The sequence below is a fragment of the Paraglaciecola sp. T6c genome (assembly GCF_000014225.1).
In the GTDB taxonomy this organism is placed as follows: Bacteria; Pseudomonadota; Gammaproteobacteria; order Enterobacterales; family Alteromonadaceae; genus Paraglaciecola; species Paraglaciecola atlantica_A.
The window spans coordinates 1,326,330-1,351,736 of record NC_008228.1; the positions used below are offsets into that span (position 1 = coordinate 1,326,330).

Genomic DNA, 25,407 nt, shown 5'->3' on the forward strand with positions numbered 1-25,407 from the left:
GCTAATGTATTGCCAAGAATATCTATAAAATCAAACCAATAATTATATTCATGTTCATGCTAAAAGGAGCGCAGATGCTGTTATTAAGGGGAAGGGGCGTTGTTTTTTTATTGAGCGCGCTAATGTGTTTAATGGCTGGCGCGGCGAACGCACAGAGTATTGCTGAATTCACCGATGGGATGGAGCACAAAGCTGGCTTTTTTGATTTTTATTACGACGGCGAGAACGACAAAGTCTATTTACGCATCGATAAGCTGTCGCAGCCGTTCTTATTTCAAAGCAGCATGCCCCAAGGTATTGGCTCGAACGATATCGGCCTTGATCGTGGTCAGTTAGGCAAGACGCGCTTGGTCGAGTTTCAACGCTTTGGTAACAAAGTGATGCTCAAACAACTAAATACAGCGTATCGAGCGACATCAGCTAATCCCGCTGAACAGGCCAGTATCGATGAAGCGTTCGCTGACTCTGTATTAGTAGGATTACCTGTTGTCGCCTCTAACGAAAAGATTGTGCTGGTGGATTACACGGATTTTCTACTGTCTGATATTCACCAGATTAGCGATCGTTTAAATACGACCAAGCAGGGCAGCTATAGCCCTGATGCTACCCGAAGCGGTGTATATTTAGCGCGCAGCAAAGCCTTTGTGGATAATACCGAGCTTGAATCACTGGTGACGTTTGCTGGTAGCCAGCCCGGGGAGTATGTAAAACAAGTGACGCCTGCGCCAAAGAGTATTTCGGTGCATTTGCACCACTCGCTTGTTCGCTTACCTGACAATAAGTACCAACCACGCAAGTTTGTCCCGTTTTCAGGGTATTGGGCGTTGGGTTATCAGGACTATTCAGCGCCGCTTGATCGAAGCATGACGACGCAGTTTATTCCTCGCCATCGCCTAAGTAAGAAAAACCCCAAGGCTAAAACCAGTGAAGCGGTTGAGCCTATCGTGTACTACCTCGACCCAGGTATTCCTGAACCCGTTTTAGGTGCATTACTTGACGGTGCGCGCTGGTGGAACCAAGCCTTTAGTAAAATTGGCTACAAAGATGCGTTTCAAGTGAAGGTGCTACCAAAAGGTGCTGACCCAATGGATGTGCGCTACAACGTGATCCAATGGGTGCACAGAGCGACTCGCGGTTGGTCTTACGGCAGCTCAGTGGTTGACCCTCGCACGGGGGAAATCATCAAAGGCCACGTAACGCTTGGTTCGTTGCGAGTTCGCCAAGATTATTTAATCGCTCTTGGCTTAACCAGCCCCTTCACTAAAGCGGAAGGCGTTACTGACACGCAAGCGCAACAAGAGATGGCGCTGGCGCGTATTCGTCAATTGTCTGCCCATGAAGTGGGGCACACCTTAGGTATTTCCCATAATTTCGCTGCCAGCGAGTATGGCCGTGAGTCAGTAATGGATTATCCGCATCCGCTTATCACCGTAAAAAACGACAGAATCAGTTTAGAAGGTGCTTACGCGACAGGCATGGGTAAATGGGATGACTACGTGATTGCCTATGGCTACCAAACCTATGTCAATACTCAAGATGAAACGACAGGCTTAAACGAATTGGTGACACAAGCACGTGCCAGTGGCATGCGTTATCAATCCGATCCCGATGCTCGGCCTTTACACGCGGCTAACCCATCAGGCAGTTTATGGGATAATGGTGAAGATGCCGCGGCTGAGTTAAAGCGAATTAGCGATGTTCGCAGCGTTGCAATGCAGCAGTTCGGTATTAACAGCATTCCTACTGGCGATACGTTATCTTCATTAGAAGAGCGTTTTGTACCAATATATTTACTTCATCGTTATCAGTTAGATGCAGCGGCAAAACTGATTGGCGGGGTGGAATATGAGTATGAAAGTAAGGGGGATTATAATAATGCTAAAGGCGCGAAGCCGGTTGACGATAAAGCGCAACAAGCAGCATTGAATGCGATTTTGGATACCATGCAACCTGCCTTTTTGAGTGTGCCTGAACATATCGTAAAATTAATCCCGCCTAAAGCCTATGGTGAATCACGCAACCGCGAGAGCTTTAAAGGTCGTACTGGGCTAACGTTCGACCCGGTATCGGCTGGGGAGTCCGCGGCAAATTACAGCTTGTCCTTGTTACTGCAACCTCAGCGTTTAAATCGATTGGCGCAGCAACATAGTCTGAATAAAGAAGCCCCGAGCGTTCATAGTGTTATCTCCACTTTGTTGGCACGCAGCTTAAAACAAGACAGCGCTAACCAACTTGCACAGCGGATCAATTATGTGGTGCTCGATGGTTTAGTCAAATTGTTAGCTTCGCCTGAATTAGCACCGGAAGTGGCAAGCGCGATTGAATTACAACTGCGCGATTTAACCCAGTGGTTAGGCAGCTTGAAAAAGCGTGGGCAAAACCGCGTGTTAGCGGAACAGCTTAATCAGTTTTGGCAAACTGGAAAATGGCCAACACATTTCGAACCCAAGCCTTTGCCACCAGGCTCACCCATTTAACACCTCTCGCAATAAGCTATTAAGTGCGCTTAATAGCTTATGCTCAAGTCATTCGTACTCAAGTCATTCGTTCTCAAGTTAAAAAGGAGAGATTGATCACTGCAAGTAAGGCAAGGTGAAAAGGATTTGCGTTGTCGATGACTTCTAAAGCGTCAACGACATATGCATTATGGTGATTTACTTAAAAAGCTAAAAACGCACGTTCTACTGTGACTGGGCTGCGTTTAATTCTTCTTTCAGCCATTTTTTAGCGGATGTTTCATCGTCAAAAAATGCGTATTTTAAGGAAGTACGTTGATATATGCTTTCCCAAAACTGCTCTGCTATAGATTTGTATTGTACATCATCAAACACAATTGCTGTGGCCACAAGGTTCATATGCTCAGCTTGCTTGATTGATTCAACCATCATCCCTGCCGCTTCAGGTGGCAATAAGGGCTCACCACTCAGTACAGTCAAACTGGTCCATGGTTTGTCACATAACTGCTCTCTGTATTGATTTATTTCGCGCTGGTATTGCAACACCATTTCAGTGTTAGCTGGGCCGCGAGCACGAATAATCATTAACTCTAGTTCTACGCATATATACAAACTTCCATGAATAGGAAAACTTCTGTTGACCATCGAGTCTATTCCTTTGATTTAACTCAAAATACACCTTAGGTATAACACAGATCTTCCTTGATCACATAGCGTAGTATTTTACTATATCGTCGCTGAAAACTTCTGCTGTGTATCGAGCCCCAGATAGGCATCAAATGCCATGCAAATGCTGCGTAACAAGAGTTGGGCTTTGGGCTGAACGTAAAGTGCGTGGGGTAAATTTAGCATCAAACCATCTTGAATAAACATAGTTAATCCACGCAATTCGCTAGCAAAGTACTCATCAAAATCTATATCAAAGCACACAGAGATAGCGGTTTTATCAACCATGGAATTACACATAATGTCGCTAATCACTCGGCGTCGAATACGGTCGTCCTTGCTGAGTTTCAATCCTTTCTCAAGGGCGGATTTCTGGTGTTCGATGGCGTAGTAGTAATCAGCAAGTCCTTTTTGGTTCTGGCTGTAGCTCTCGCCCACGGCGCTAATTGCAGATACTCCTAACCCTAGCAGGTCGGTATTTTGCCCCGTGGTATAGCCTTGGAAGTTACGCATTAAGCTGTTGTTTTGTTGGGCTAGCGCTAATTCATCATTCGGTAACGCAAAGTGATCTATGCCGATGAATTGATATCCAAATTGGGTAAGTTTATCCACAGCTAGATGCATTAACGCGAGCTTTTGCTCTGTGTCCGGTAGGGCGTCTACTGACAATTTTCGCTGTGCAGCAAAACGCTCTGGTAAGTGGGCATAGCTAAACAGTGACACACGCTCCACTTGCATCGCATGTACGGCCTCTAATGTATTGGCAAAACTTTCAGGGGTTTGAAAAGGCAGGCCGTAAATAAGATCTAAGTTGACTGAACGAAAGTGACGCTCTTTGGCACGAGCCACCAAAGACGCTATGAGTTCCGTCGACTGCACCCTATTGATCGCTTTTTGTACTTTAGGATCTGTATCTTGTAAACCGATACTCAAACGGTTGAATCCCATGTCTGCCATGGCATCAATACGCCCAACGGTCATATCTCTTGGGTCTATCTCGATACTTATTTGTGCGTCAGTGGTGAAATAAAAATGCGTTTTGAGCTCGTTCATCAGTTGCAGTAACTGATCGTCAGTTAGAAAATTGGGTGTTCCGCCGCCGAAGTGTAAGTGAGTAACCGCTTTCGCCCCAAAGTGCTTGGCTTGCTGCTTTATTTCTTCAATTAGATGCTTAAGGTACACATTTGCTTTGGTCTGTAACTGGGTCACAATTTTATTGCAGCCACAGTAGTAGCAAAGATAATGGCAAAACGGGATGTGTACATATAAAGAGAGGTTTTTGTTATCACTTTGCTCTGCAGCGTTTAAGAAATCGGCTTGCTTGAATAAGGGGGTGAAGTTTGGCGCTGTCGGATAAGACGTATATCGCGGTCCACGAAGTGGATATTTTTCAAGTAAAGCGGGATCTAACGTAACAGATGGGTGCATGAAGTGTGCTCGCAAGTTAACTCAGTGAAATAAGGGGTAACAAGCGCAGTATAAATAACGTACAGAAATCAAAATTGATCTAGAACAATAAACCACAAGGCTGAAATATGAGTCAGCCTTGTGGTCTATTGATAGGCGGGAGTTAGAATTTAGCCTTTAAATCCAAAAAAGTTATTTTTCATAATTTCTTCGACCGCGCCTTCAGGCAGGGCATTTTCCCACTCACCTCTACCTTTGGTCACCTGTTTAAGTACGTCTCGGGAGAATATCTTGAACAAGTTCGGGTCGCTGCAATCGATGCCCTGAATAAAGTTATTTTCTAATAAGTGGCGATACAAAAAGCGCAGATGATCAGGTACTTTTACCGAAGTAAAGTCGTTTAATTCACCTTCGCTATCCAGTTCAGGGTAAACAAATAGTCGGGTGTTATCCGGGAATAACTTACCAAAGCCCTCTAGAATTCCGCCTTCAACCCCGCGGTAAGATTCCTCGTCGAAAATTTGTTTGATGTTGATCATACCCACCACTATACCAATCTGTAACTTGGTATATTGCCTGAAATAAGCACGTAGCGAGAAGTAACGGGTGTAATCCGAAACCATCACGTTGTAACCCAAAGAGTTGAGCAATTGCACTCTGGCGATAATGTCTTTAGAGGGGACTTTTGCGTCATTTCCTCGGCTGTCGTTCAGGGTGATTTCGGCAATAGCAACCGTATTGCCTTTTTCTACCCCGGGTAGCTTGCCAAAAGCCAGTTGCCCTTGCTCTATCATGTCTACATTCAGTTTGGTGACTGGCCTAAACGAACCACGAATGGTCAGTACGTTCTTTTTGTATAGCATTTCAGCAGGAACCGCCACGGTACCATCAGGTTTAAACATGATGGCACGGGTCTTCCAGCTTCTGATCAGATGAATGTTTTTCGCGCGGTTATCAACATCTTCAAAGTAGGGGCCCTTGAATTCAATTGAGTCTATTTCGATTCGATTGGCTTTGATGTTATCCGTTAACGAGTCGATAATTTTTTTCGGATTCTCAAAATAGTAGTAAGCAGCATAAATGAGGTTTACACCGATTACACCTAACGCTTGCTGCTGGGCTTCCGCGTTATCGTCAAGCATGCGCACGTGAACCGTGATATCAGATGGTTCAGCACCAGGATACATTTGTACGCGAACACCACACCAAGCATGGCATTCATTCGCACGATTGAAACTCTTTGCCGCAACAGTGGCGGCGTAGGCAAAATAACGAGACGAGCGAGAACGGGTATCGCCGACGCGGTCAAGTACCAGCTCGAACTCCTGTTCCATCATCGCCTTGACTCGCGCTTTACTTACGTAACGTCTGTCTTCTTGTACGCCGTAAATAGCATCAGAGAACTTCATATCATAAGCAGACATGGTTTTAGCGATGGTACCCGCCGCCGCACCCGCTAAGAAAAACTGCCTCGCGACTTCTTGGCCTGCGCCAATTTCTACGATCGTGCCGTACTTTTTCTCGTCTAGGTTTAGGCGTAATGCTTTGGCGCTGGTATTTCGCGAACTGGTCTGTTTGTCCATGGTCTCTCCAAAATTGTAGGGGATGTACCAACATGGTGATTGGTTTGTTAGTTGCCATTATACGCAATAAAACCCTTATTGCGTAAGGTGTTAGCGTTTTTAGCCTAAGCTAACTCAGCGTTCTGCCAAGCATGATTGTTTCTCGGCACTTAAAATGTGTCGAACATTCGACATCTTGCCGTCGTTTTGGGCGGGTTTTATGCCCAGCGCACAAGCAATTAAGTTATACACTTCGATGTTATCGAAACGATTGGAAGTCGTCTGTTTAGCAAAAGCTGGGCCGTTGGCAATAAAGGTCGCTGCCATTTCTGGTGCTTGGTTATCATAACCATGGGTTGCGGTGTGTGTTAATGTCGATGCATTCGGTTGGCTTTTATCTTGACTGGCATAAATACTCCAGCCAGGGTCTGCTAACAGCATCAGATCAGGGCCGCGTTGAGGATGATTGAACTGATATTTTTGTGCGAGTGCAGGGCGCTTTATCACGCGTAGATGCGCAATGTGGTTCATCGTTAGTGCTTGATATGCACTGTCTACGTGCGAACGTTCACCATATAAGTTCAAAAAGGGGGAAAATACGGAGGAAGTGTCTTTAGGCCAGTCTGAAACGACAAAATCTGACCAATTTACCAAAGTGTCTAGGTTGATGACTCGTTCAGAGCTCAAGTCAATCATGCCGTGATCGGAAACCACCACCACATTTATGTCTTGATAACCCTTTAGTTTCTGCAGCCCAGCGAGCAACTCTCCAATATGTTGGTCAATGCGTGCAAGTGCACTTATTTCTTCTGTAGAATTGACGCCGAAATCGTGAGCCGCGCTGTCCACTGCGGAAAAATACAAGGTAACAAGATGTGGTCGTTGCGCTTCGGGAAGCGACAACCATTGCAACACTTCAGTAACTCGCTCAGCGTAATCCTTGTTTTGATTGTAGGTCTTTCGATAAGAAGGGCTGATTTCATTAATATCCACTTCTGAACCGACCCAAAAATACGTGGCAGCCTTCATCCCCTGCTTTTCAGCGGTGATCCAAATGGGCTCTCCTCCCCACCAGTAAGGGTCTGTTGCATCCGTATTGCGCGAAAATTTACGATTGAGCGGCCTGTCAAACGGGTAGTTAGATACTATCCCATGATGCTTTGGGTGCAGCCCGGTGGCGATAGAATAAAAATTGACAAAGGTCTTCGTTGGCATCGCTGGCGTCATGCTTTTTGCAGTGACGCCTTGCTGCCCAAGGGCGTATAAGTTCGGCATGTTTTTTTGGGTAACGCTAGCAGGGCGCAAACCATCAACACCCACCATGATGACATAAGGCTTGGCTGCTTGAGCATGGACAAAACTACTCAGTGTCAGTGAAACCAGAGCGATTAACCAGCGAGAAAGGGGCATACAATTTCCTACAAAGTGGTAACTGAAAGTTGTTAAAACAGGTATTTTCACAAGCTAACTAATAACACGCTTAATAGCCTCATTTTGAGGGCTCACTATAGCGAATAAATGCTGACGACTACACAAAGGTGTATGAACTTTTCATGGCAATGTATACCTTGCTCGCTTGAATGGAACGCGGTGTAGCAAAAGTACGCCGAATTTTTAAAGGCATGGCACTTTCAATTAACTGCACCTTGAATTAAGTGCTGCATAAATTAACGGCTGCTTAAATTAGCTGCGCCTAAAATGCACTGGGGCAGTATTAGTAATCTTGCTAGCACGCCACCGTACTTTCCTTTCATCGTATTTCTAGATTGCCACAATCTTGTTTAATCATTTTATTGATTTTCCCTTTCTCAGCATACTTCAGTCCAGCCCAGAAATAGGCCGTTAAAAGTAGTTCGCAACAACAGATAGCGGCTTGCTTTCAACTCACGTAACCAGAAGTACTTGCCCTTTAAGGCGTCGTCTTCTGGTTATAAAAATAATAAAAGTTGATTAAGTACCGAACACACAAAGGCGCTTGGGATACTTAAGATTTCCTCGGAGAACTAAAATGAAAATAAAAGCTTCACTTCTTATTGCGGCTACGCTTTTTAGCGTTGCTACCATGTCCAGCGCAGAAACGCTGACTCGCCAAAATGGTGCGCCAGTGGGCGATAACCAAAATTCACAAACAGCTGGACCATGGGGCCCAGTGTTATTGCAAGACAGCCATTTAATTGAAAAATTAGCTGCGTTTGACAGAGAGCGCACACCAGAGCGCGTAGTGCATGCCCGTGGCACCGGCGTTCACGGCTACTATGAAAACTACGTTGACCTGTCAGACATAACGGTTGCAGCACCGTTTCAAAGCGAAAACAAGAAAACAGACGTATTTGTGCGTTTCTCTGCGGTTATCCATGGTCATCAATCTCCTGAAACCTTGCGCGACCCTCGTGGATTCGCAGTCAAGTTTTACACCGAGCAAGGTAACTGGGATTTAGTCGGTAACAACTTCCCGATTTTCTTTATTCGTGATGCAATCAAATTCCCAGATATGGTGCACAGCCTTAAGCCGTCACCCGTGACGAACAAACAAAGCGCAGCACGTTTGTTCGACTTTTTCTCTCATGTGCCTGAGTCCACTCACATGCTAACGCATTTGTTTTCAGACATGGGTACGCCAAAGAGCTACCTGAATATGGATGGCTCAAGTGTTCATGCCTTTAAATTTGTGAATGCCAAAGGCCAAGTGAAATATTTCAAACTAACGTGGAAAACCAAGCAAGGTCAGAAGAACTTTACGGCCCAAGAAGCGCAAGAAATGCAAGGTAAAGACTTTCAGCCGATGACGACGGATATTTACACCCGTATTGGCGAAAAAGGCGAAACCGCTTCTTGGGATCTGTACTTACAAACGATGGAGCCCCAGCAACTTGATGACTTCGACTTTAATCCGTTAGATACCACTAAAATCTGGCCTGAATCGCTTATACCAGCCAAGAAAATCGGCAAGTTAACCCTTAACCGTGTGCCTGATAACTTTTTTGAAGAAACAGAACAAGCCGCGTTTGCACCAAGTAACTTGATACCCGGTATTGAGCCATCTGAAGACAGAATGCTACAAGGTCGTTTATTCTCTTATGCTGATACGCAGCGTTACAGAATCGGCGTAAACGCATACCGAATTCCGATTAATGCACCACGTAATGCTGCGATCAATAACCACGAGCAACACGGTAAATTGCGCACCACCAACAGCACACGTGATGTGAATTATCAACCAAGTCGCCGCGTAGCATTAGATGACGACAACCAGTACAAATATGCCCAAACGCCTTTGTCGGGAACGACTCAACAAGCGCCGTTCTACAAACAGCGTAACTTTGCCCAAGCCGGTGAGAAATTCCGTTCATTTAGCAAAGTCGAGCAGCAGCACTTGATTGAAAACTTAGGCACAACCTTAGCGGGTGTTCCTGAAGAAGAAATCCGCGTGATTATCAGTGCATATATGTACAACGCTGACAAACATTACGGAACAGGCGTGGCTAAATTAGCCAGTGCACCAATAAGCAAAGTGAAAGCGACCGCCAAGCAATTGATGGACAACCAAGCTGCACTTGAAAAGCGTGCCAAGAAAGTCGCTGATGATTTCAGCCGTATTTCATACAAGGCTGAGTTGTAAGCAGTTCACATCTAGCATCTAGCCGCTGTTTGCATGTCATCACAAATATGCGCTCGAGCAAGATGCGATGTGTAAAAGCAAGGCTCAGGTAAAATCAGTAATAATGGCGTGTTAAGAGTAGAACACCCGGCACGCCAATTTTTTTCTTAACATTATGTTTTAGCAAGCATAAGAGGACTAAGGCATGAATCGCATCATCCAATTACCACTAAAAATTTTAATGACATGCTGCTTTTTGATATTAGCGTCAACATTAGCCTTTGCGGGCCAAGCACAGCCTGTTGATGGCACACACCTACAAACGGTTTACTTTGATGCAGCACGGCAAGGTGATATCCCCACTTTACGTGCGTATTACACTGCCGGGCTAAGCCCAAATGTTGCAGACCAAAAAGGCTACACCGCGCTTATTCTATCGGCCTATCATGGCAAAACCGATGCGGTAGAATATTTGTTAGCTCATGCTGATGTAAATGCTTGTCAAGAAGACAACTCAGGAAACACCGCTTTGATGGGCGCTATCTTCAAGGGGAATTTCGGAGCGATAAAGGCACTTATTAGCGCTGATTGCGATATTGATCAAGCCAATAGCAACGGCCAAACCGCCGCTATGTTTGCTACGCTTTTCAATCGCACGGATATTATCTCAGCGTTAACCGAAGCGGGAGCCAATTTAACGGCCAAAGACAGTTCAGGCAATAGCTTGGTGGATATAGCGTTAAGCCAAGGTAATTATGAATTGGCTGAGGCGTTGATGGAAAAAAGAACAGCAAACTAAACCTGTCGAACAGCGCTGTAAGCCCTGTGTATACTCACTCGCTGTAAATATAGGTCTTACCAGTTTATATGTGTGCTTAATAGTTAGGCATAAATGCAACTTAGTTACATTTTCTTGTGATCAACGTCTGAAATAGTCTCGTTTATCATGTTTTGTTTTACCGGACTTTGTTATTATCTCGCGCTCAAATTAACGTTCTGTTAATCAATGAAACAACTTCATGGAATGAAAAGCGGGGTGCGCTGGGCGCGCTCTAATTGGAATCACTTTGAACAGAGATACGCGCTGTTATGATCATTTTTTTTATTTGTATCACTATCTTGATCCTCGGTTATAAGTTTTATAGCCCCTTTGTTGAAAAACAAGCAGGGATCGACCCCACGGTTGCCACGCCACAAACTCGCTTTAGCGAAGGCGTGGATTATGTGCCTATTCACCCGGTACGTGCGTTTCTGATTCAGTTTTTGAACATCGCCGGTGTTGGGCCTATCTTCGGGCCGATATTAGGTGCTTTATACGGTCCGGTCGCATTAGTGTGGATTGTGATTGGTAATGTGTTAGGCGGCGCTGTGCATGATTATTTCTCAGGTGTGATGAGCATCAAAGAAGATGGCAAGAGTCTGCCTGAGATTGCTGGGCACTATTACAATGTGGTCTTTAAGGGATTCATGTTGATATTTACCGCTATGCTCTTATTTTTTGTGGGGGTGGTGTTTATCATGAGTCCGGCGGGTCTATTAAGTAACTTAGACTCGTTTCAAGGGACCATATTGGCGGACAATACCTTCTGGGTATTAGTGATTTTGGGTTACTACTTTTTAGCGACCTTGTTACCTATCGATAAAATTATCACTAAGTTTTACCCAATCTTTGGTTTATTGATGATTGTAATGACCAGTATGATTGCCGTGGCCCTACTTATTGATGCGCCGCACCTGCCGGTTACCGGCGATTTCTGGGCATACTTCGAAGCGGATCATGCCCATGATTTCTTAGCTCCTAATCCTGATGGGTTGCCGACTTGGCCCCTGTTATTCGTTACTATCACCTGTGGTGCGATCAGCGGTTTTCACTCTACCCAAGCCCCTATTATTGCCCGTTGTTTAACTAACGAAAAGTACGTGCGTCCAGTTTATTATGGCGCCATGGTGTGTGAAGGTATAGTGGCCTGTGTTTGGGCTCTAGCAGGTATCGCGGCCTTCCCCGAAGGATACGCTGGTCTCAAAGCTATGCTTGATACAGGCGGACCAGGTTTGGTCGTTAATCATGTAGCCAATAGTTACTTAGGTGTATTTGGCGGAATCATGGCTATTGTTGCGGTCGCGGTGTTCCCGATCACTTCTGGTGATACAGCGTTTCGCTCGCTTCGTTTGACGGTGGTTGACGCGTTTAACATTCCCCAAAGTATCCGTAACCGCTTGTTGCTAGCACTGCCTATTTTGACCATTGCCTATTTTATGACAAAGTTAGACTTCACGGTGATTTGGCGTTACTTCGCGTTTTCCAATATGTTGCTTTCAACCAGCGTGTTGTGGTTAGCGACCAAGTACTTGTTTGACAGAGGCACCTTCCATTGGATTGCGAGTATTCCAGCTGTGATCACCACTGGCGTTACCATTTCTTATATTATGACTGCGGCTATCGGCTTTAACTTATCACCAGATTTAGGCAGGCCAATCGGTGCAGTTGTGGTGGTGATTGGTTTGATTTTGTTAGTGCTAGCACATAATAAACATAAACAGGTTGCGGCTTAACTGCCTCGTACATAGGCTTTAACTAACAATGACTGATTAACAAAGCTAACCCGAAACGGTTAGCTTTTTTTATGGGAAGCTGAGGCTGATTTGGACAAGATTAACCCTTAAAAAAGGGATGCCGCGGCATCCCTTTTGAGTTAGATAAAACGTAAATGCTTTTCAATATTCAGCGATTAAAACTGGTACTGAGCACCAATGTAACCCGCCGCACCTGAGGTGTTATAAGCTGCAATATCTTGGTAGTTCGCATCAAAGGCATTTTCTACGCGCGCTGACAGGCTTAAATTTTGATTAACCGTATAACGTGCGCTGATATCCATCACTTCATAGCCTTTGAGTGCTACGCCATCGACCGAATCATGAGATGAGCGCAGGCTAGCGGCTAACTTCCACGTGTTATTGTCGTAATACACGCTGACGCTACCTGAGTTACGGGGGCGACGGCGGCGCTGGTCACCAGCGGTATCTTCAGTATCGTTGTAGGTATAATTAGCGGTGACACCAATAGTATCGGTAACAAGCACGTCTGCAATGAGCTCGATACCCTTGGACGAGCTTTCGCCTAAGTCTTGTAAGTAACCCGAAAAAGCGGCGAGATCAAAGTAAATGCTGTCTTCTATCTTTTGATCAAAGTAAGTGGCTTCAAACTGTGAGCCAGAGGCCAAAGAGTAGGTTAGGCCAACCTCATAGCCTTTGGTGGTCTCTTCTTTTAATGCAGTATCAGTGGCTGGTGCCCTAGCAAAAGGCCCAGCGTTATAGCCGATTTCGTATAAGCTTGGCGCTCTAAAACCGGTACCGTAGGCCCCGCGCAGTTTGAGTTCGTTCTCACCGATTGTCCAAATATAAGCACTGCTTAACCGATAGCTCGTGTGCTCGCCGAAATCTTCGTTGTCGTCATGGCGCACACCTGCGGTAATGAAAAAGTCTTTCAGTACTTCACTTTGGTATTCAAGATAATAACCTCGCTGAATTCGCGCGTCATCGGTACTGGTAATGGCTTCTTTTTCCCAGTCAATACCGTAAATTAAGCTAGAGTCTTGATTCAGTTCCGTGTTACCTAAATACTCCGCTCTTTCTGTATAGCCCTTGGCGCCAAAACTGAACACGCCTTGCGTGTAATTGTTGCGCTCAATAAACATTTTTGACAGCGCAAACTCATGCTTCGATGCTCCATGTGCATAGTTGGCCGTGGCGCGAACATTGGTTTGTTCGAAATCATTAGTACAGTTATTGGTGGCCGTTTCACCAAAGCCACAATTATCAAACTTGCCATCAGCATCGGTACTACGAGCGACAAAACCAAGTTTCAGACTGTCGCTGGCTTGATAACCTAACCGGGCATGAAGGGTGGTGTTGTCATATCCGTCAGCGTCTGGGGTTTCATTGTCAGCAATGAGTGAGTTAAAACCATCGGTTGAGAAATCAGATGCGGCAACATAGTAGTCGAATTTATCTCTTGAACCTCCTACATCAGCCGCCAAATTGGTCGCGTTATAGCGCCCATATTCTGCTGAAACGTGACCAGAGGGCGCGCCTACACCGTTAGCGGTTTCAATATTAATCACCCCGCCAGCATCGGCGCCATACACCAAGCCTTGGCTACCACGGAGTATTTCAACACGGTTGATGTTGCTACTTTGTATTTGCCCGAATTTAGGGCCGACTTGAGTGCCGGTTGGGTCAGAAACATCAACGCCATCAATACGTACCAACGTGCGGTAACCTTCTTCACCGCGAATACGTAAGCTGGTGGCTGAGCCTACGCTACCACTGCCTGTCACAGTCACTGAGGGCTGGGTGCGTAGCACATCTGCTAAATTGATATAACCACGGGTTTCAATTTCATCCCGGGTCATAATTGATACAGACGTAGCGATTTCACGAATGGGCATAGCTACCCGGCTTGACACTACAACCATACGTTCAAGCGGGCGGTCGGTTTTGCTAGCAACGTCTGTTGAATTAGCTGCCTGAGCATCAGTAGTTTGTGCGATAGCTGGGCTTACAGCCAACGCGAGAGAGATGGCGATAGCCAATGGGCGGTGTTGCATGTGTGTTCCTCAATCTGAAAAAAGTTAACGATCGAAGGAGGGGTAAAATGCGTGAATTATTATAATCTTGCGGCGATATGCAGTGAAATGACGTTTAAAAAGGATAAGATAGCGTCAAAACTAAAGCCACCAACAAGTTAATTTGATAGGTGCATTCTAATGAAGCCCTCCGCTTCATTCGTAAATAACTAGTTCATAGGCCGGTGTCGGGCTGACATCTCAAAGGATGCTTACCGTTGCGGGGGCAGCGATGGGTTAACCTAGACAGCCATGTTTGTCTGGTGACACCATACTTCCCGTTTACCCTGTTCAGTTGAAATGGCTCACAACCAACAGGCACCTAGAATAGCGGGCGAGACGATACAAACACTGGGCTACAAAGTCAATGAATAAGGCCGCAACCCCAGCAGTTGATACACAGTAGTATCGCGTCTCACCATCAACCAATAACATGACACCCATGATAACGACTAATATTGTGACACCCACGATGATGCACGGTGAGAACCGATAAAACCAATATCATGACACCCATGATAAATTGTCTAAGTAAACAGCCGCCCAGCTTCAAACCCAAGCCTTTGATGTCGCCGCACCACCGGTGTTATCTCGTTGACTTCATGCTAAAACCTAAAACCTAAGACCTAAGACCTAAGACCTAAGACCTAAGACCTAAGACCTAAGACCTAAGACCTAAGACCGTTACTGTCACACCGATGATATGATTTGGTGAAAGTAGCTCAGGCTCAAGGTAGGCGAGTGCTTTCGTTATAAAAGAGACTAATGGGTATACGTTACTTTTATTTATCTGATTTTTGCGTCTTGTGAGTAAAAATGAAGGATGGCATGAATTTACGGCTTAAAGCGCTTGCGAAAATGTATAACCGAGAGGATTTTCGCAGATTTTAATGGTTAAAGTTACGCTCGTTTAAGTAACTCTCTGGCTTTTCCCATACCTCTAATACGTTGATGATGGGTATGCCGTTTGAAGGTGTTCATTATCAGCTCTGCACCTGCAGCACAAAAGAAGTGCTTTTCGAACTCAGTCACTAAAATTAACCATTGCGCTGAATCTAAGCCTAACTGTTGTAAAATTGGGCTTTGGTATTTTTCGATATGATCGGCTTTGTCATCAATAATACTGCGGCTGGTGGTTTGTACTAGGTCGCAATAGTTTTCAAGTGAATAGCTGACGCCCTTAGGGGAGTTTTGTTTCGGATTGCCTATAAAGGGCATCAAATTTTTTGGTTGTTGTTGCTTATTATTAAAAGCTTGCAGTCGTTTTTTTATACTGGTGTATTTTGAGGTTTTAGGCGTTTTTTCAACTTTAGCTCGAACGGGGTTTAAGTCAACATAGGCCATACATGCTAACAGTGCACTTTCATCTAACAATGCTTGAGATTTAAATCGCCCTTCCCAAAATCGACCAGTGCAACAGTCCTCTTTATTCGCCTCTCTGGCAATATATTCATTGATATCACGCATAAACCAACTGATGTCGTACAAACGCTTTCGATATAGCTCAACAGTTTCATCAAAGGTAATCAGCTCACCTGGAGTGAGTTTATCACCACAGACGTACTTCTGCGTGAGTAAGGTGCCCTTATGTATTTTGTGATAGCGGCGTAATACCTCGTCAATTTTCCAATCATTCGCTGCTGAATCATCTACGTGTAGCACTATATGTGTGTGATTACTCATTACTGCGTATGCACAAATGCTGATGGAAAATACGGTCGACAAAAATAGTAAACGATCCTCAACCCAACCTCGACGGTGCTCGTAACTTTGACCAGAGTATTTATCAATACCACATAGGTAAGAGCGCCGAACACATCGCGAAATGCAGTGGTAATAGGGGGTATCAATTAGGCTGATTTGGTTTTTTCTAGGTTGAGGCACAATGCGTACACCATGATGAATAAGATACTTAATGATTTTAGTTCAGTTTTTGAAACGTGAAGGGTTTTATCATGGATGTCAGCATAGTGTTTTTAACCTGAGCTAGATCAGATTAACGTGGGTGTCACGATAAGATATGAGCTAGGTAAAATTAGCATGGGTGTCATGATAAAATAAAAATCTTATGAGGTTGTGATGTCTGCGGCTTAAGCCAATCGCTATCGCGTGAATTTTCTCGGCTGGCTACATACTCTAGTCCACACTTTAGGCCCGCATTTAGGGTCAGGTATTGGCCTGTATCGCTTGATCGATGACCCAGAGGCGATCCTGACCCCAAGTGACAGTATCCTGAAATCGAAAACAGGGAACGCCCCATAAACCTAATGCGTTAAGTTCATCCATATTGGCTTCAACGTCTTTACGCCACGACTGGCTACGAAGTTCTTTTTTCGCCTCTTCCCACTCAAGGCCACTGCGCTGTGCGATGATGCGCATACCTTTTTCGTTGTCAGCCAGTATGCCTTGGCTGTTCACGGCGCGAGCGAATTCGAGCAGGTAGGTTATCTCTTTGCCTTGGGCCTTGGCCATAGCAAATAGTGAATAGCAGTTTTCAACGGCTTTGCCCAAGGGATCGGCCACAAAACCGTAAGGGATGCCCTGTTTCTTAGCTTCGCGTTTCGTGTCATGAAAAATATACATCTTCTTGGTTTGTGGTACGTTCATGCCGCGCATCATCATGGGTAACACAGGTTTTACGATCAGTTCGCAAGCATACTGTTGGCACAATTTTATCGCTAACTCTAGGCCTAAATAGGAATAGGGACTACGAGCTGAAAAATACAGAATGACTGGATCTGCAATAGCCTTTAACTTCAACGGGGAAGTCAAAGAGATTTTCGTCTGGCGGTCGTATTTTATCTCTTGCGAACTAGGTGCAAAGAGCAATGAGTTTAGACGCTTTTCAAGGTGAACAAGCCGATCTATCGCCCAATACCATTCACCTGCATATTTGATTGTGCCAGGTAAATAGTGCCCTTGTTCGGCAAGATACCCCTCATTATCTGCAATTGTCTTAAACAGCGTTAGTGGCATCGAAATATTTTCATTCCGGTTTTTAGTAACGAGTGGACAGGGAATGTCTTGCCAGTATTGTTGAAAAATTCCCCGCATATCCTCTACTGCTGTATCGCTATGCTCAGCTTCCAGCATCGCTCCCCAATACTGGGCGAGTTCGAACTCAGCTTTAGGGCGGTAAGATGCTAATGGCGGAAACTCTAGCTCGTATAAAGCAGCGAGCCTAGTGCAATCAAGTAAACTATTGCTCTGCCATTTTTCTAAATCGGGAAACATCTCTTGTTGTTTATCGTGTACGGTGAACAGCCTGATTTGAACGCCATAGCGTACTTTGATTTCAGGTAATACTTGAAGAAGTAAATAGCTGTAGGGATCAGTTATACTGACAAAAATTTCAAGTGTATGTTTTCTAAGTGTTATTGCTCGCTTACTTTCTGCGACAGAGCGCTTAATATTAAGCAGTACATCGCTTGAGATGGCTTTGGTCATATAGCGCATAAGGTGTTTTTTTAGCATTGTTATATCTCTATGGGTCTAATGACTGTAAGTGCAGTAGGTAAAATATTGTTGTCCCATTCTAGGGAGACAAGAGATCAGTGGAATAGCCTAATTGGCCACTTGCTTAGCATATGTGGCCAAAGCGCTGACCTGTGGTAAGCTTTGTTCTCACTCGTTGGAGGTTAACTATATGCGCGACACATTTGGTGCCACGGAGCCTGCGGTGCCGACTTACTTCCCCAGTGCACTTTTCCGTTGGTTGCTAAGCGAAGGCTATCAAGCAGATGCGTTACTCGTAGACTTACCTTTCACTGAGAAAGAATTTGAACGAGGCGAAGTGAACGTCACGTTTAACCAGCACAAAGCGTTTATTACCCGCTGTATCAACGTTACGCAAAACCCTCGTTTAGGGCTCGCATTCGGCAAACACCTAAAACTTACTGACCTCGGTTTACTTGGTTACGCTGCATCGAGCAGTGCAAGTTTGCGTGAAGCATTGCAGGTCATTGTGGATTACTTTAAGTTACGCGGGCCACTGCTCAAGTTAACGTTAAACGTCAGTGGCGAAAAGGCAATCTTAGAGGTGTTTGAAGTCTTAAATTACGACACCATCCGCGCGTTTATGTGTGAAGCGGCTTTAGTCACAATTCGTAATATTATTAAACTGTTAGCAGGCGATGACATTGTACAATACGCCACGGTTACTTATGTAAAACCGGATGATTGGGACGCGCAATTAAGCCCCCTAGCATTCAAATTTAACCAAGCGCAACACAGTGTACATTTTGATGCGATACATCTTAGTGCACCTTTGGGCAGTGTTGATATCAAAACCCAGATAGTGATCAAACAACTGTGCCAGAACATGCTTGCAAAAATCAGCCAGCAAGAAGGGTTAATTACACGATTATCACACGTTATTTTGCGTCAACCAGATCAGTTTCCTAAACTCGAGGAAGCGGCTAAGGCACTCGCCACATCACCACGTACGTTGCGCAGGGAGCTACAAAGTCTCGGAACGACATATCAAAAAGAGTTAGACGTAATACGTAGACGCATTGCTATGGAGTATTTGAGTAGTACTACTTTGCCCATTGAAACGATTTCCCAGCGTTTAGGCTACATAAATGCGCCCAGTTTTGCTCGAGCATTTAAACGCTGGACAACCCTTTCTGCCAGCCAATACCGCAATCGCTATAACCTTTTTTAGTGTGGACAAATTGTTAAGGTAATTGACGTCCAGCAATTACCTTAACCATATTTGTAATTTGACTAACCCATAATAAGCATTAGCAAGTTAGAGCATTATTCGCCTGATGTCAGCAAGCAGAGAAGCTATATAGGCATTGAAACGTCCAGCTTGAGCACCGTCTAAGGCTCTATGATCCCAACTTAGACTCATGGGAAGGATCAATCTTGGTATCGCTTCTTTGCCGTTCCACTTGAGTTCAGTTCGCGCCTTTGCTACTCCTAAAATAGCTACTTCAGGCGCGTTAATAATAGGGGTGAAATACGTACCGCCTATTCCTCCTAATGAAGATATAGAGATACATCCACCACTCATATCATTAGCGCTTAGCTTACTGTCTCTGGCTTTTGCCGCCAGTTCACTCACTTCTTTGGCGACCTGTAAAATCCCTTTCTTATCGGCATCTCGCAGTACCGGTACGACGAGACCGTTTGGCGTATCAGCTGCAAAGCCAATATGAAAATAATCTTTCAATATGATGTCATCACCGTCGAGACTGGCGTTAAATTCAGGGAATTTTTTCAAGGCAGCGGTGACAACCTTTATCAAAAGGGCAACCATGGTGACCTTTATCCCTGATTTTTCCTGTTGCTGATTGAGCTCAACGCGAAATGCGTCAAGGTCAGTTATATCTGCATCTTCATGATTAGTCACATGAGGAATACTGACCCAATTGCGATGTAAATTTGCGGCGCTTATTTTGCGGATCCGAGAAATCGGTTGGCGTTGAATGGGACCAAACTTAGCAAAATCGACTTGGGGCCATGCCAACATATCTTTCAGCGGACCTCCAGCGGCAATTTGTGTATCACCACTGTTACGATCCTCTTGCATTAACGATTTCACATAGGCGTGGGTGTCTTCTTTAGTAATGCGACCTTTGGGGCCACTCCCGGTGACGTTATTGAGGTTGATGTCTAATTGATGTGCTAGTTTCCTCACTGAAGGGGAGGCGTATGCGATGCTATCTTTATCTACCGCGCTTATCCCCATGGCATTCGTAGTTGACGCAGAAGTATGAAAATGAACGTCCTTGGTGGTTTCGTTGCTGCGAGGTGAAACTGACCCTGGGGAATCGTCTTTATTAGCACTTACTTCTTCTTCAATGCCAACTTCCTCGGAACGTAATTCTTCCTCGATGCTAGCTTCGGTATTGCCTTCTGCGCTATCAGTTTGAATGGGGGCTTCTGGAGCAGCCTCAATTTCAAGAATAACACTTCCTTCACTGACTTTGTCTCCTTGGGCAACAAATATACGCGTGATGATTCCTGCGATCGGCGAGGGAACCTCCATCGTTGCCTTGTCGGTTTCAAGTATTATCAGCGCGTCATTTACCTCAATGTTGTAACCCACTTCGACTGATATTTCTATGATTTCAACGTCTGTGCCGCCGCCAATATCGGGTACTAGAACTTCTTGCGAAATATGTTTTACTGGTGCATTCATTATCAGCACTCCCATGACGCTATTGCGTCTGAATTTATACCGTAGCGCTCAATCGCTTGGCGACAAATATCTCGTTCGATAGCACCTTGGTCAGCTAAGGAGGTCAGCGCCGCTAGACACACGTGATAGCGGTCGATTTCGAAGAAATCACGCAAAGCTGTTCGTGTGTCGCTGCGGCCAAAACCATCTGTGCCTAGCACCGTAAAGCGAGGTTGAAGGTAAGATGCGATTAGTTGCGGTACGGCACGTACATAATCGGAAACGGCAATAACAGGATCACTCCCTCCCAAACAGCTTGTTAAGTGGCTCGAACGTTGCGCTGAATTGGGATGTAATCTGTTATGACGCTCTATTTCTCGAGCATCTCTGGCTAATTCGGTATAGCTAGTAACACTCCAAATTTCAGATTCAATATTCCAGTCATTCGCTAAAACTTCAGCTGCTGCGATAGCCTCGAGCAAAATAGTGCCTGAACCAAGCAGGCGCACTTTTGCAACTGCTTTATTCACATGGCTGGTGTCGTAATGGTACATACCTTTAATAATATGGCTCTCAACGCCTTCAGGGAGCGAAGGTTGCGCGTAGTTTTCGTTCATTACAGTGATGTAGTAAAACTCGTCTTGTTGCTCTTCTAACATACGCCTTGCGCCATGATCGATGATCACTGCGAGCTCACAAGCAAATGCGGGATCGTAGGCGCGGCAATTGGGAACGGTTGAAGCAATGAGATGGCTGTGGCCGTCTTGATGTTGTAATCCCTCACCACTTAGTGTTGTTTTACCGGCGGTTGCGCCCAATAGAAAGCCACGCGCGCGCTGATCGGCGGCTGCCCAAATCAGGTCTCCTATTCGTTGAAAGCCAAACATGGAGTAGTAGATGTAAAATGGCAACATGCTGACGCCATGGGCTGAGTAGCTGGTGGCCGCCGCAGTCCATGAACTGATGGCCCCGGCTTCGTTGATTCCTTCTTCCAGTATCTGACCGTCTAATGCTTCTCGGTAACTGAGGATTGAGCCTATGTCTTCAGGCTCGTAGCTTTGACCCACGCGGGAATAGATACCGACCTGTTTAAATAGATTCGCCATGCCGAACGTGCGGGCTTCATCAGCGACTATTGGTACCACTCTTGGGCCCAACTTTTTGTCTTTAAGCAAATTCGTCATCATGCGCACAAAGGCCATCGTGGTAGACATTTCTTTGTTGTCGGCGTTTAGGGCAAAGCCACCGAATTTAGATAAATCAGGTACCTCAACCACGTCAGCGTGATTAGCACGTTTTGGCATGTACCCCCCTAAATTTTCACGCTTTTTCCGTAAGTAACGCATCTCTTCGCTGTCTTCATCAGGCCTATAGAATGAAAGGGATGCAGCTTGCTCATCATCGAGAGGGAGTTGAAAACGGTCACGGAAATCGAGAAGGGCGTCTTTGTCTAATTTTTTCTGTTGGTGCGTTGTCATTTTTCCTTGTCCAGCTTCGCCCATACCGAAGCCTTTTTTGGTTTGGGCAAGAATGACAGTGGGGCGACCTTTGTGCTGGGCTGCAGCGTGATAAGCAGCGTAAATTTTTACCAGATCGTGCCCGCCGCGCTTAAGTTGGTCGATTTGTTCATCTGTAAGCCCTTGAACAAGGTTTTTCAGGGCCTCGTTTTGGCCAAAAAAGCTGTCTCGATTAAAGCGCCCGTCTTTGGCGGCAAATGTCTGAAATTGGCCATCAACGGTATCAGCAAATGCGCGTACTAACGCACCTTGAGTATCTCGGGCGAATAGTCCATCCCAGTCAGAGCCCCAAACTAGTTTGACTGTGTTCCAACCTGCGCCACTAAACAGTGCTTCTAGCTCATCGATGATACGGCTATTGCCTCTAACTGGGCCGTCTAACCTTTGTAGGTTGCAATTGACTACCCATACGAGGTTATCTAATCCTTCACGCGCCGCCATGGTTAGCGCAGACATGCTCTCTGGCTCATCCATTTCCCCGTCGCCGAACACCCCCCATACTTTGCGCTGAGAATTATCCTTCAAACCGCGGTGCTGCAAATAACGCATAAAGCGGGCTTGATAAATGGAACTGATAGGCCCTAGCCCCATTGAACCAGTAGGAAACTGCCAAAAATCTGGCATTAACCATGGATGCGGGTAACTGCATAGACCTTGCGCGCCAGCGCTCGACGCAGTGACTTCTTGGCGATAATGGAGTAAATCATTTTCGCTCAGGCGCCCTTCTAAAAATGCGCGTGCATAAACGCCCGGCGCGGAGTGCGGCTGGTAAAAGACTAAATCACCATTGATGTCATCGCCATCAGCATGGAAAAAGTGATTGAATCCAACTTCGAATAAATCAGCGGCGCTGGCATAGCTGGAAATGTGACCGCCTAATTCACCATAAGCCTTGTTGGCGCGTATCACCATTGCAAGGGCGTTCCAGCGCATAATCGATACTAGTTTTTCTTCGATAGCGAGATCACCTGGGTAGGCAGGCTGTTGATCTACGGTGACGGTATTCACATAGGGAGTGCCGTGTACGGGTTGCCAGCCGATACCTGGGTCGCGAGCAATTTTTGTGATCACATCCAGTATTGTGCGTGTGCGTTCAGGGCCAGCGTGAGCGACTAGCGCTTGCAGTGCCTCGCACCACTCAGCTAGTTCTTGGGCATCTTCATCATTAACCGCATCACGTAAATACGTATTGATATAGTGATTCATTTTTATTCCTCTCGATGGGATTACTACAAAGTTTTTATTGTTAAAACGTACCTGAGTTCCTCTGGGTTTGAGGGGTAGCGCGTTGTTTCGGCTGTTTAAGACTCACTTTTACTGGTTGTCTTGGGGTAGGCCATACCCATAAAACTGGTTTTGCACTTTAATCAGCCTACCTGCGTTATTCATGATGGGGCTGTTTCAATATTTGTAACATTCAATCACTTCCAAGCGTTGCTCAAACTCGTTGGTAGTGGCTTTGCAAAGGTATTGAAGGCTGCATTTAGCAGGCAAAATTCATTGTGTCGCCTCGCCTAGAGGGGAGGTTTAATGTGTTTCAAAAGATGCTTGTTGCAGGGGGAGTTAGCAAATAGGAAATTCTAATGCGGTATTAAATATTGCTATTGGTTGTTAAATTAATATTTATTTATTGTTAAATGAGGTTGGGGTTTTGACCCCGGCTGTGATTATTATTTTGTCTTTTTGATTATGAGATCAGGGCACTGATATAACTAATCACGTGGGCTGTCACATCAGGCAAAGCAACGATGACAAATTTGGGGTTGTATATTCAACTCGTTTAAACGTTGAATTCTCGAGGATAGTATTAAAATGAAAATGATCGGATCAATACCTATGCGTACCACTTATCTGTATTCACAACTTTCGAAGATAACTGGTTATCTAGTGAGCTGTCGGGGTCATAGGTGCTCAATGTTGCAGTTGCTCGGGGCTGTTGTCGTTTCTCTTGGAGTAAGCCTTACGGTATCGGCTCGAGCCGAAGAACAAAAAGAGCCTGCACATTATTGGAATTTTCCACAAGCTCCAGAGTCAACCAGCATGACGCCGTCAAAATTAAAATACATAGACATTAAAGACACCATTGCAATCAGAGGGACAGAGTATCGTATTCGGGTACCTGAAAATTGGAACGGCACTTTGATAAGTGATCTTGATTATTATCACGCGGCCGAATCACCGAAGTATCTGAAGCTACTTGAGCGAGGTTATGCTTTTTCGGGAACGCTGCGTCGTCCTGAGCGACTTGAACATTACGATCCTGCTCATGAGATACATGATTTGGTCTCAGTACTGGACATTTTCGCAGAAAAATTTGGTAAACCACAACGGACAATTCAGTACGGTTGTTCTGGCGGTGGTAATGTGGCAACAGGCATGGCTGAAATTCATCCAGATCGTATCGATGGCGCCATTTCAGCTGGTGCGCCAACGAGTCCTTGGTTTACGAATTCTTCACTTGATGGCTTCTTTGTTTTGAAATCTTTGATCGCTCCAGAGTTGCCCATAGTGAACCTTCCATTGCATGGGGATGAGATCAAAGAAATTGGTGCAGCTTGGCGTGAAGCCATAGAAAACGCCCAAAAAACGCCTGAAGGTCGCGCACGTATTGCGCTGGCCGTCACTATCGGTCAATGGCCTGGTTGGGGGGGGACGTTTGGTCTAAATGCGCAAGCTAGTATGCCGGAACCCGAGGTTAACGATGTGGATGCGTTGCAAGAAAGTATGTATCAAACCGTATCTTTGGTGCTGCCTTCTGAGCGTACTTTTGGTCACACTATGCTTGAACGCGCGGCACCGGGGCAGTTACGCTGGAATACCGGTATCGACTATCGAGCGTTCTTCAAAAATGGTAATCCATCTTATCAAAAGGCTGTTGAAGCGCTTTATGAAAAAGCTGGATTGAATTTAATTGACGAGCTTAATCAGGTGAATTCATCTACTAGAGTCGCGGCCGATCCCGAAGCGATACGTTGGTGGAGCGCTCCGGGGCGAACACATGTAGGAAAGCCAAAAGTACCTTTGTTACGTCTGCATGATAATGGTGATTTGTTAGTGTACCCGAGCATGGTCAAAGGGTATGAATCTTTAGTGGCTGAAAACGGTTATTCAGAGTTGTTTCGCAGCGCTTATGTTAATCGAGCGGGGCATTGTACCTATAGCGTGGCGGAGGTTGCTGCGGCTATTGATACCGTTGAACAGCGGATTAAAACAGGGGAGTGGCCCAGTACATCACCTGATTCTCTTAATGCCTTAGGCAAAAGGTTAGACTCAGACGGTGAGACGCAATTCTATAATTATAGCGGTGTGAAGAAATACAATCGTGTGTGGGTTCCTACGGCGAAAGATTTTATAGGCGCTCCAAAATAGTAAACACATATGCAATATGTACCCTGATTTTACTCTCAGCTAAGTGCGTTAGAGCGTGCTTAGCTTCTTCCATTTTA

General features: G+C 45.4%; 15 protein-coding genes and 1 riboswitch. Of the genes, 6 read left to right on the forward strand and 9 right to left on the reverse strand.

All coding sequences use genetic code 11. The features are described 5' to 3' along the window. Positions 1-74: 74 nt before the first annotated feature. Entirely contained in the window at positions 75-2,477 is a 2,403-nt protein-coding gene (locus tag PATL_RS05625; RefSeq protein ID WP_011573963.1) for a zinc-dependent metalloprotease, read from the forward strand. Positions 2,478-2,681: 204 nt separating this feature from the next. Here PATL_RS05625 and PATL_RS05630 read toward each other — a convergent pair whose 3' ends face one another. From PATL_RS05630 to PATL_RS05645, 4 genes are all read right to left on the reverse strand, one after another. After that, a complete protein-coding gene (locus PATL_RS05630) occupies positions 2,682-3,101 on the reverse strand; it encodes a hypothetical protein (protein WP_011573964.1) in 420 nt (139 codons plus the stop codon). An 81-nt stretch (positions 3,102-3,182) separates the two neighbouring features. Next, positions 3,183-4,550, reverse strand: a complete 1,368-nt coding sequence (gene hemN, locus PATL_RS05635) for an oxygen-independent coproporphyrinogen III oxidase (protein WP_011573965.1) — start codon at positions 4,548-4,550, stop codon at positions 3,183-3,185. A gap of 149 nt (positions 4,551-4,699) precedes the next feature. Beyond that, the gene (locus PATL_RS05640) at positions 4,700-6,112 is read right to left on the reverse strand and encodes a hypothetical protein (protein WP_011573966.1); all 1,413 of its coding nucleotides are present in this window, start codon (positions 6,110-6,112) and stop codon (positions 4,700-4,702) included. Positions 6,113-6,226: 114 nt separating this feature from the next. Then, positions 6,227-7,501, reverse strand: a complete 1,275-nt coding sequence (locus PATL_RS05645) for an ectonucleotide pyrophosphatase/phosphodiesterase (RefSeq protein ID WP_011573967.1) — start codon at positions 7,499-7,501, stop codon at positions 6,227-6,229. Between the two features lie 598 nt (positions 7,502-8,099). On the opposite strand from PATL_RS05645, the gene PATL_RS05650 reads away from it, so the two are divergent. From PATL_RS05650 to PATL_RS05660, 3 genes are all read left to right on the forward strand, one after another. Beyond that, a complete protein-coding gene (locus PATL_RS05650; RefSeq protein ID WP_011573968.1) occupies positions 8,100-9,710 on the forward strand; it encodes a catalase in 1,611 nt (536 codons plus the stop codon). 184 nt (positions 9,711-9,894) lie between these two features. After that, positions 9,895-10,488 (forward strand): ankyrin repeat domain-containing protein, encoded by a 594-nt coding sequence (locus tag PATL_RS05655; protein WP_011573969.1) that lies wholly within the window; start codon positions 9,895-9,897, stop codon positions 10,486-10,488. Between the two features lie 290 nt (positions 10,489-10,778). Then, the gene (locus tag PATL_RS05660; protein WP_011573970.1) at positions 10,779-12,242 is read left to right on the forward strand and encodes a carbon starvation CstA family protein; all 1,464 of its coding nucleotides are present in this window, start codon (positions 10,779-10,781) and stop codon (positions 12,240-12,242) included. Positions 12,243-12,418: 176 nt separating this feature from the next. On the opposite strand, the gene PATL_RS05665 is transcribed toward PATL_RS05660, so the two are convergent. The 3 genes from PATL_RS05665 to PATL_RS05675 form a co-directional block, all read right to left on the reverse strand. Next, positions 12,419-14,296: a TonB-dependent receptor plug domain-containing protein gene (locus tag PATL_RS05665; RefSeq protein ID WP_011573971.1), complete on the reverse strand. Its 1,878-nt coding sequence runs from the start codon at positions 14,294-14,296 to the stop codon at positions 12,419-12,421. Positions 14,297-14,476: 180 nt separating this feature from the next. Beyond that, positions 14,477-14,655: riboswitch (cobalamin riboswitch) on the reverse strand. Positions 14,656-15,214: 559 nt separating this feature from the next. After that, entirely contained in the window at positions 15,215-16,198 is a 984-nt protein-coding gene (locus PATL_RS05670; RefSeq protein ID WP_011573972.1) for a hypothetical protein, read from the reverse strand. 282 nt (positions 16,199-16,480) lie between these two features. Continuing rightward, positions 16,481-17,788 (reverse strand): DsbA family protein, encoded by a 1,308-nt coding sequence (locus tag PATL_RS05675; protein ID WP_011573973.1) that lies wholly within the window; start codon positions 17,786-17,788, stop codon positions 16,481-16,483. Positions 17,789-17,960: 172 nt separating this feature from the next. On the opposite strand from PATL_RS05675, the gene PATL_RS05680 reads away from it, so the two are divergent. After that, positions 17,961-18,980, forward strand: a complete 1,020-nt coding sequence (locus PATL_RS05680) for an AraC family transcriptional regulator (protein ID WP_011573974.1) — start codon at positions 17,961-17,963, stop codon at positions 18,978-18,980. An 87-nt stretch (positions 18,981-19,067) separates the two neighbouring features. Here PATL_RS05680 and PATL_RS05685 read toward each other — a convergent pair whose 3' ends face one another. Beyond that, complete coding sequence (locus PATL_RS05685) at positions 19,068-20,465, reverse strand: dihydrolipoyllysine-residue acetyltransferase (RefSeq protein WP_011573975.1); 1,398 nt, start codon at positions 20,463-20,465, stop codon at positions 19,068-19,070. 2 nt (positions 20,466-20,467) lie between these two features. Continuing rightward, a complete protein-coding gene (mdeB, locus tag PATL_RS05690) occupies positions 20,468-23,167 on the reverse strand; it encodes an alpha-ketoglutarate dehydrogenase (RefSeq protein WP_011573976.1) in 2,700 nt (899 codons plus the stop codon). A 708-nt stretch (positions 23,168-23,875) separates the two neighbouring features. Between mdeB and PATL_RS05695 the strand changes: the two genes are divergently transcribed. After that, positions 23,876-25,330 (forward strand): S28 family serine protease, encoded by a 1,455-nt coding sequence (locus tag PATL_RS05695; RefSeq protein WP_011573977.1) that lies wholly within the window; start codon positions 23,876-23,878, stop codon positions 25,328-25,330. Positions 25,331-25,407 lie beyond the last annotated feature (77 nt).

What these genes read in the sequence shown, in the direction of transcription:
- PATL_RS05625 (WP_011573963.1), top strand. Translation starts at nt 75, where the DNA reads ATGCTGTTATTAAGGGGAAGGGGCGTTGTTTTTTTATTGAGCGCGCTA.
- PATL_RS05630 (WP_011573964.1), bottom strand. Translation starts at nt 3,101, where the DNA reads ATGGTCAACAGAAGTTTTCCTATTCATGGAAGTTTGTATATATGCGTA.
- hemN (WP_011573965.1), bottom strand. Translation starts at nt 4,550, where the DNA reads ATGCACCCATCTGTTACGTTAGATCCCGCTTTACTTGAAAAATATCCA.
- PATL_RS05640 (WP_011573966.1), bottom strand. Translation starts at nt 6,112, where the DNA reads ATGGACAAACAGACCAGTTCGCGAAATACCAGCGCCAAAGCATTACGC.
- PATL_RS05645 (WP_011573967.1), bottom strand. Translation starts at nt 7,501, where the DNA reads ATGCCCCTTTCTCGCTGGTTAATCGCTCTGGTTTCACTGACACTGAGT.
- PATL_RS05650 (WP_011573968.1), top strand. Translation starts at nt 8,100, where the DNA reads ATGAAAATAAAAGCTTCACTTCTTATTGCGGCTACGCTTTTTAGCGTT.
- PATL_RS05655 (WP_011573969.1), top strand. Translation starts at nt 9,895, where the DNA reads ATGAATCGCATCATCCAATTACCACTAAAAATTTTAATGACATGCTGC.
- PATL_RS05660 (WP_011573970.1), top strand. Translation starts at nt 10,779, where the DNA reads ATGATCATTTTTTTTATTTGTATCACTATCTTGATCCTCGGTTATAAG.
- PATL_RS05665 (WP_011573971.1), bottom strand. Translation starts at nt 14,296, where the DNA reads ATGCAACACCGCCCATTGGCTATCGCCATCTCTCTCGCGTTGGCTGTA.
- PATL_RS05675 (WP_011573973.1), bottom strand. Translation starts at nt 17,788, where the DNA reads ATGCTAAAAAAACACCTTATGCGCTATATGACCAAAGCCATCTCAAGC.
- PATL_RS05680 (WP_011573974.1), top strand. Translation starts at nt 17,961, where the DNA reads ATGCGCGACACATTTGGTGCCACGGAGCCTGCGGTGCCGACTTACTTC.
- PATL_RS05685 (WP_011573975.1), bottom strand. Translation starts at nt 20,465, where the DNA reads ATGAATGCACCAGTAAAACATATTTCGCAAGAAGTTCTAGTACCCGAT.
- mdeB (WP_011573976.1), bottom strand. Translation starts at nt 23,167, where the DNA reads ATGAATCACTATATCAATACGTATTTACGTGATGCGGTTAATGATGAA.
- PATL_RS05695 (WP_011573977.1), top strand. Translation starts at nt 23,876, where the DNA reads ATGTTGCAGTTGCTCGGGGCTGTTGTCGTTTCTCTTGGAGTAAGCCTT.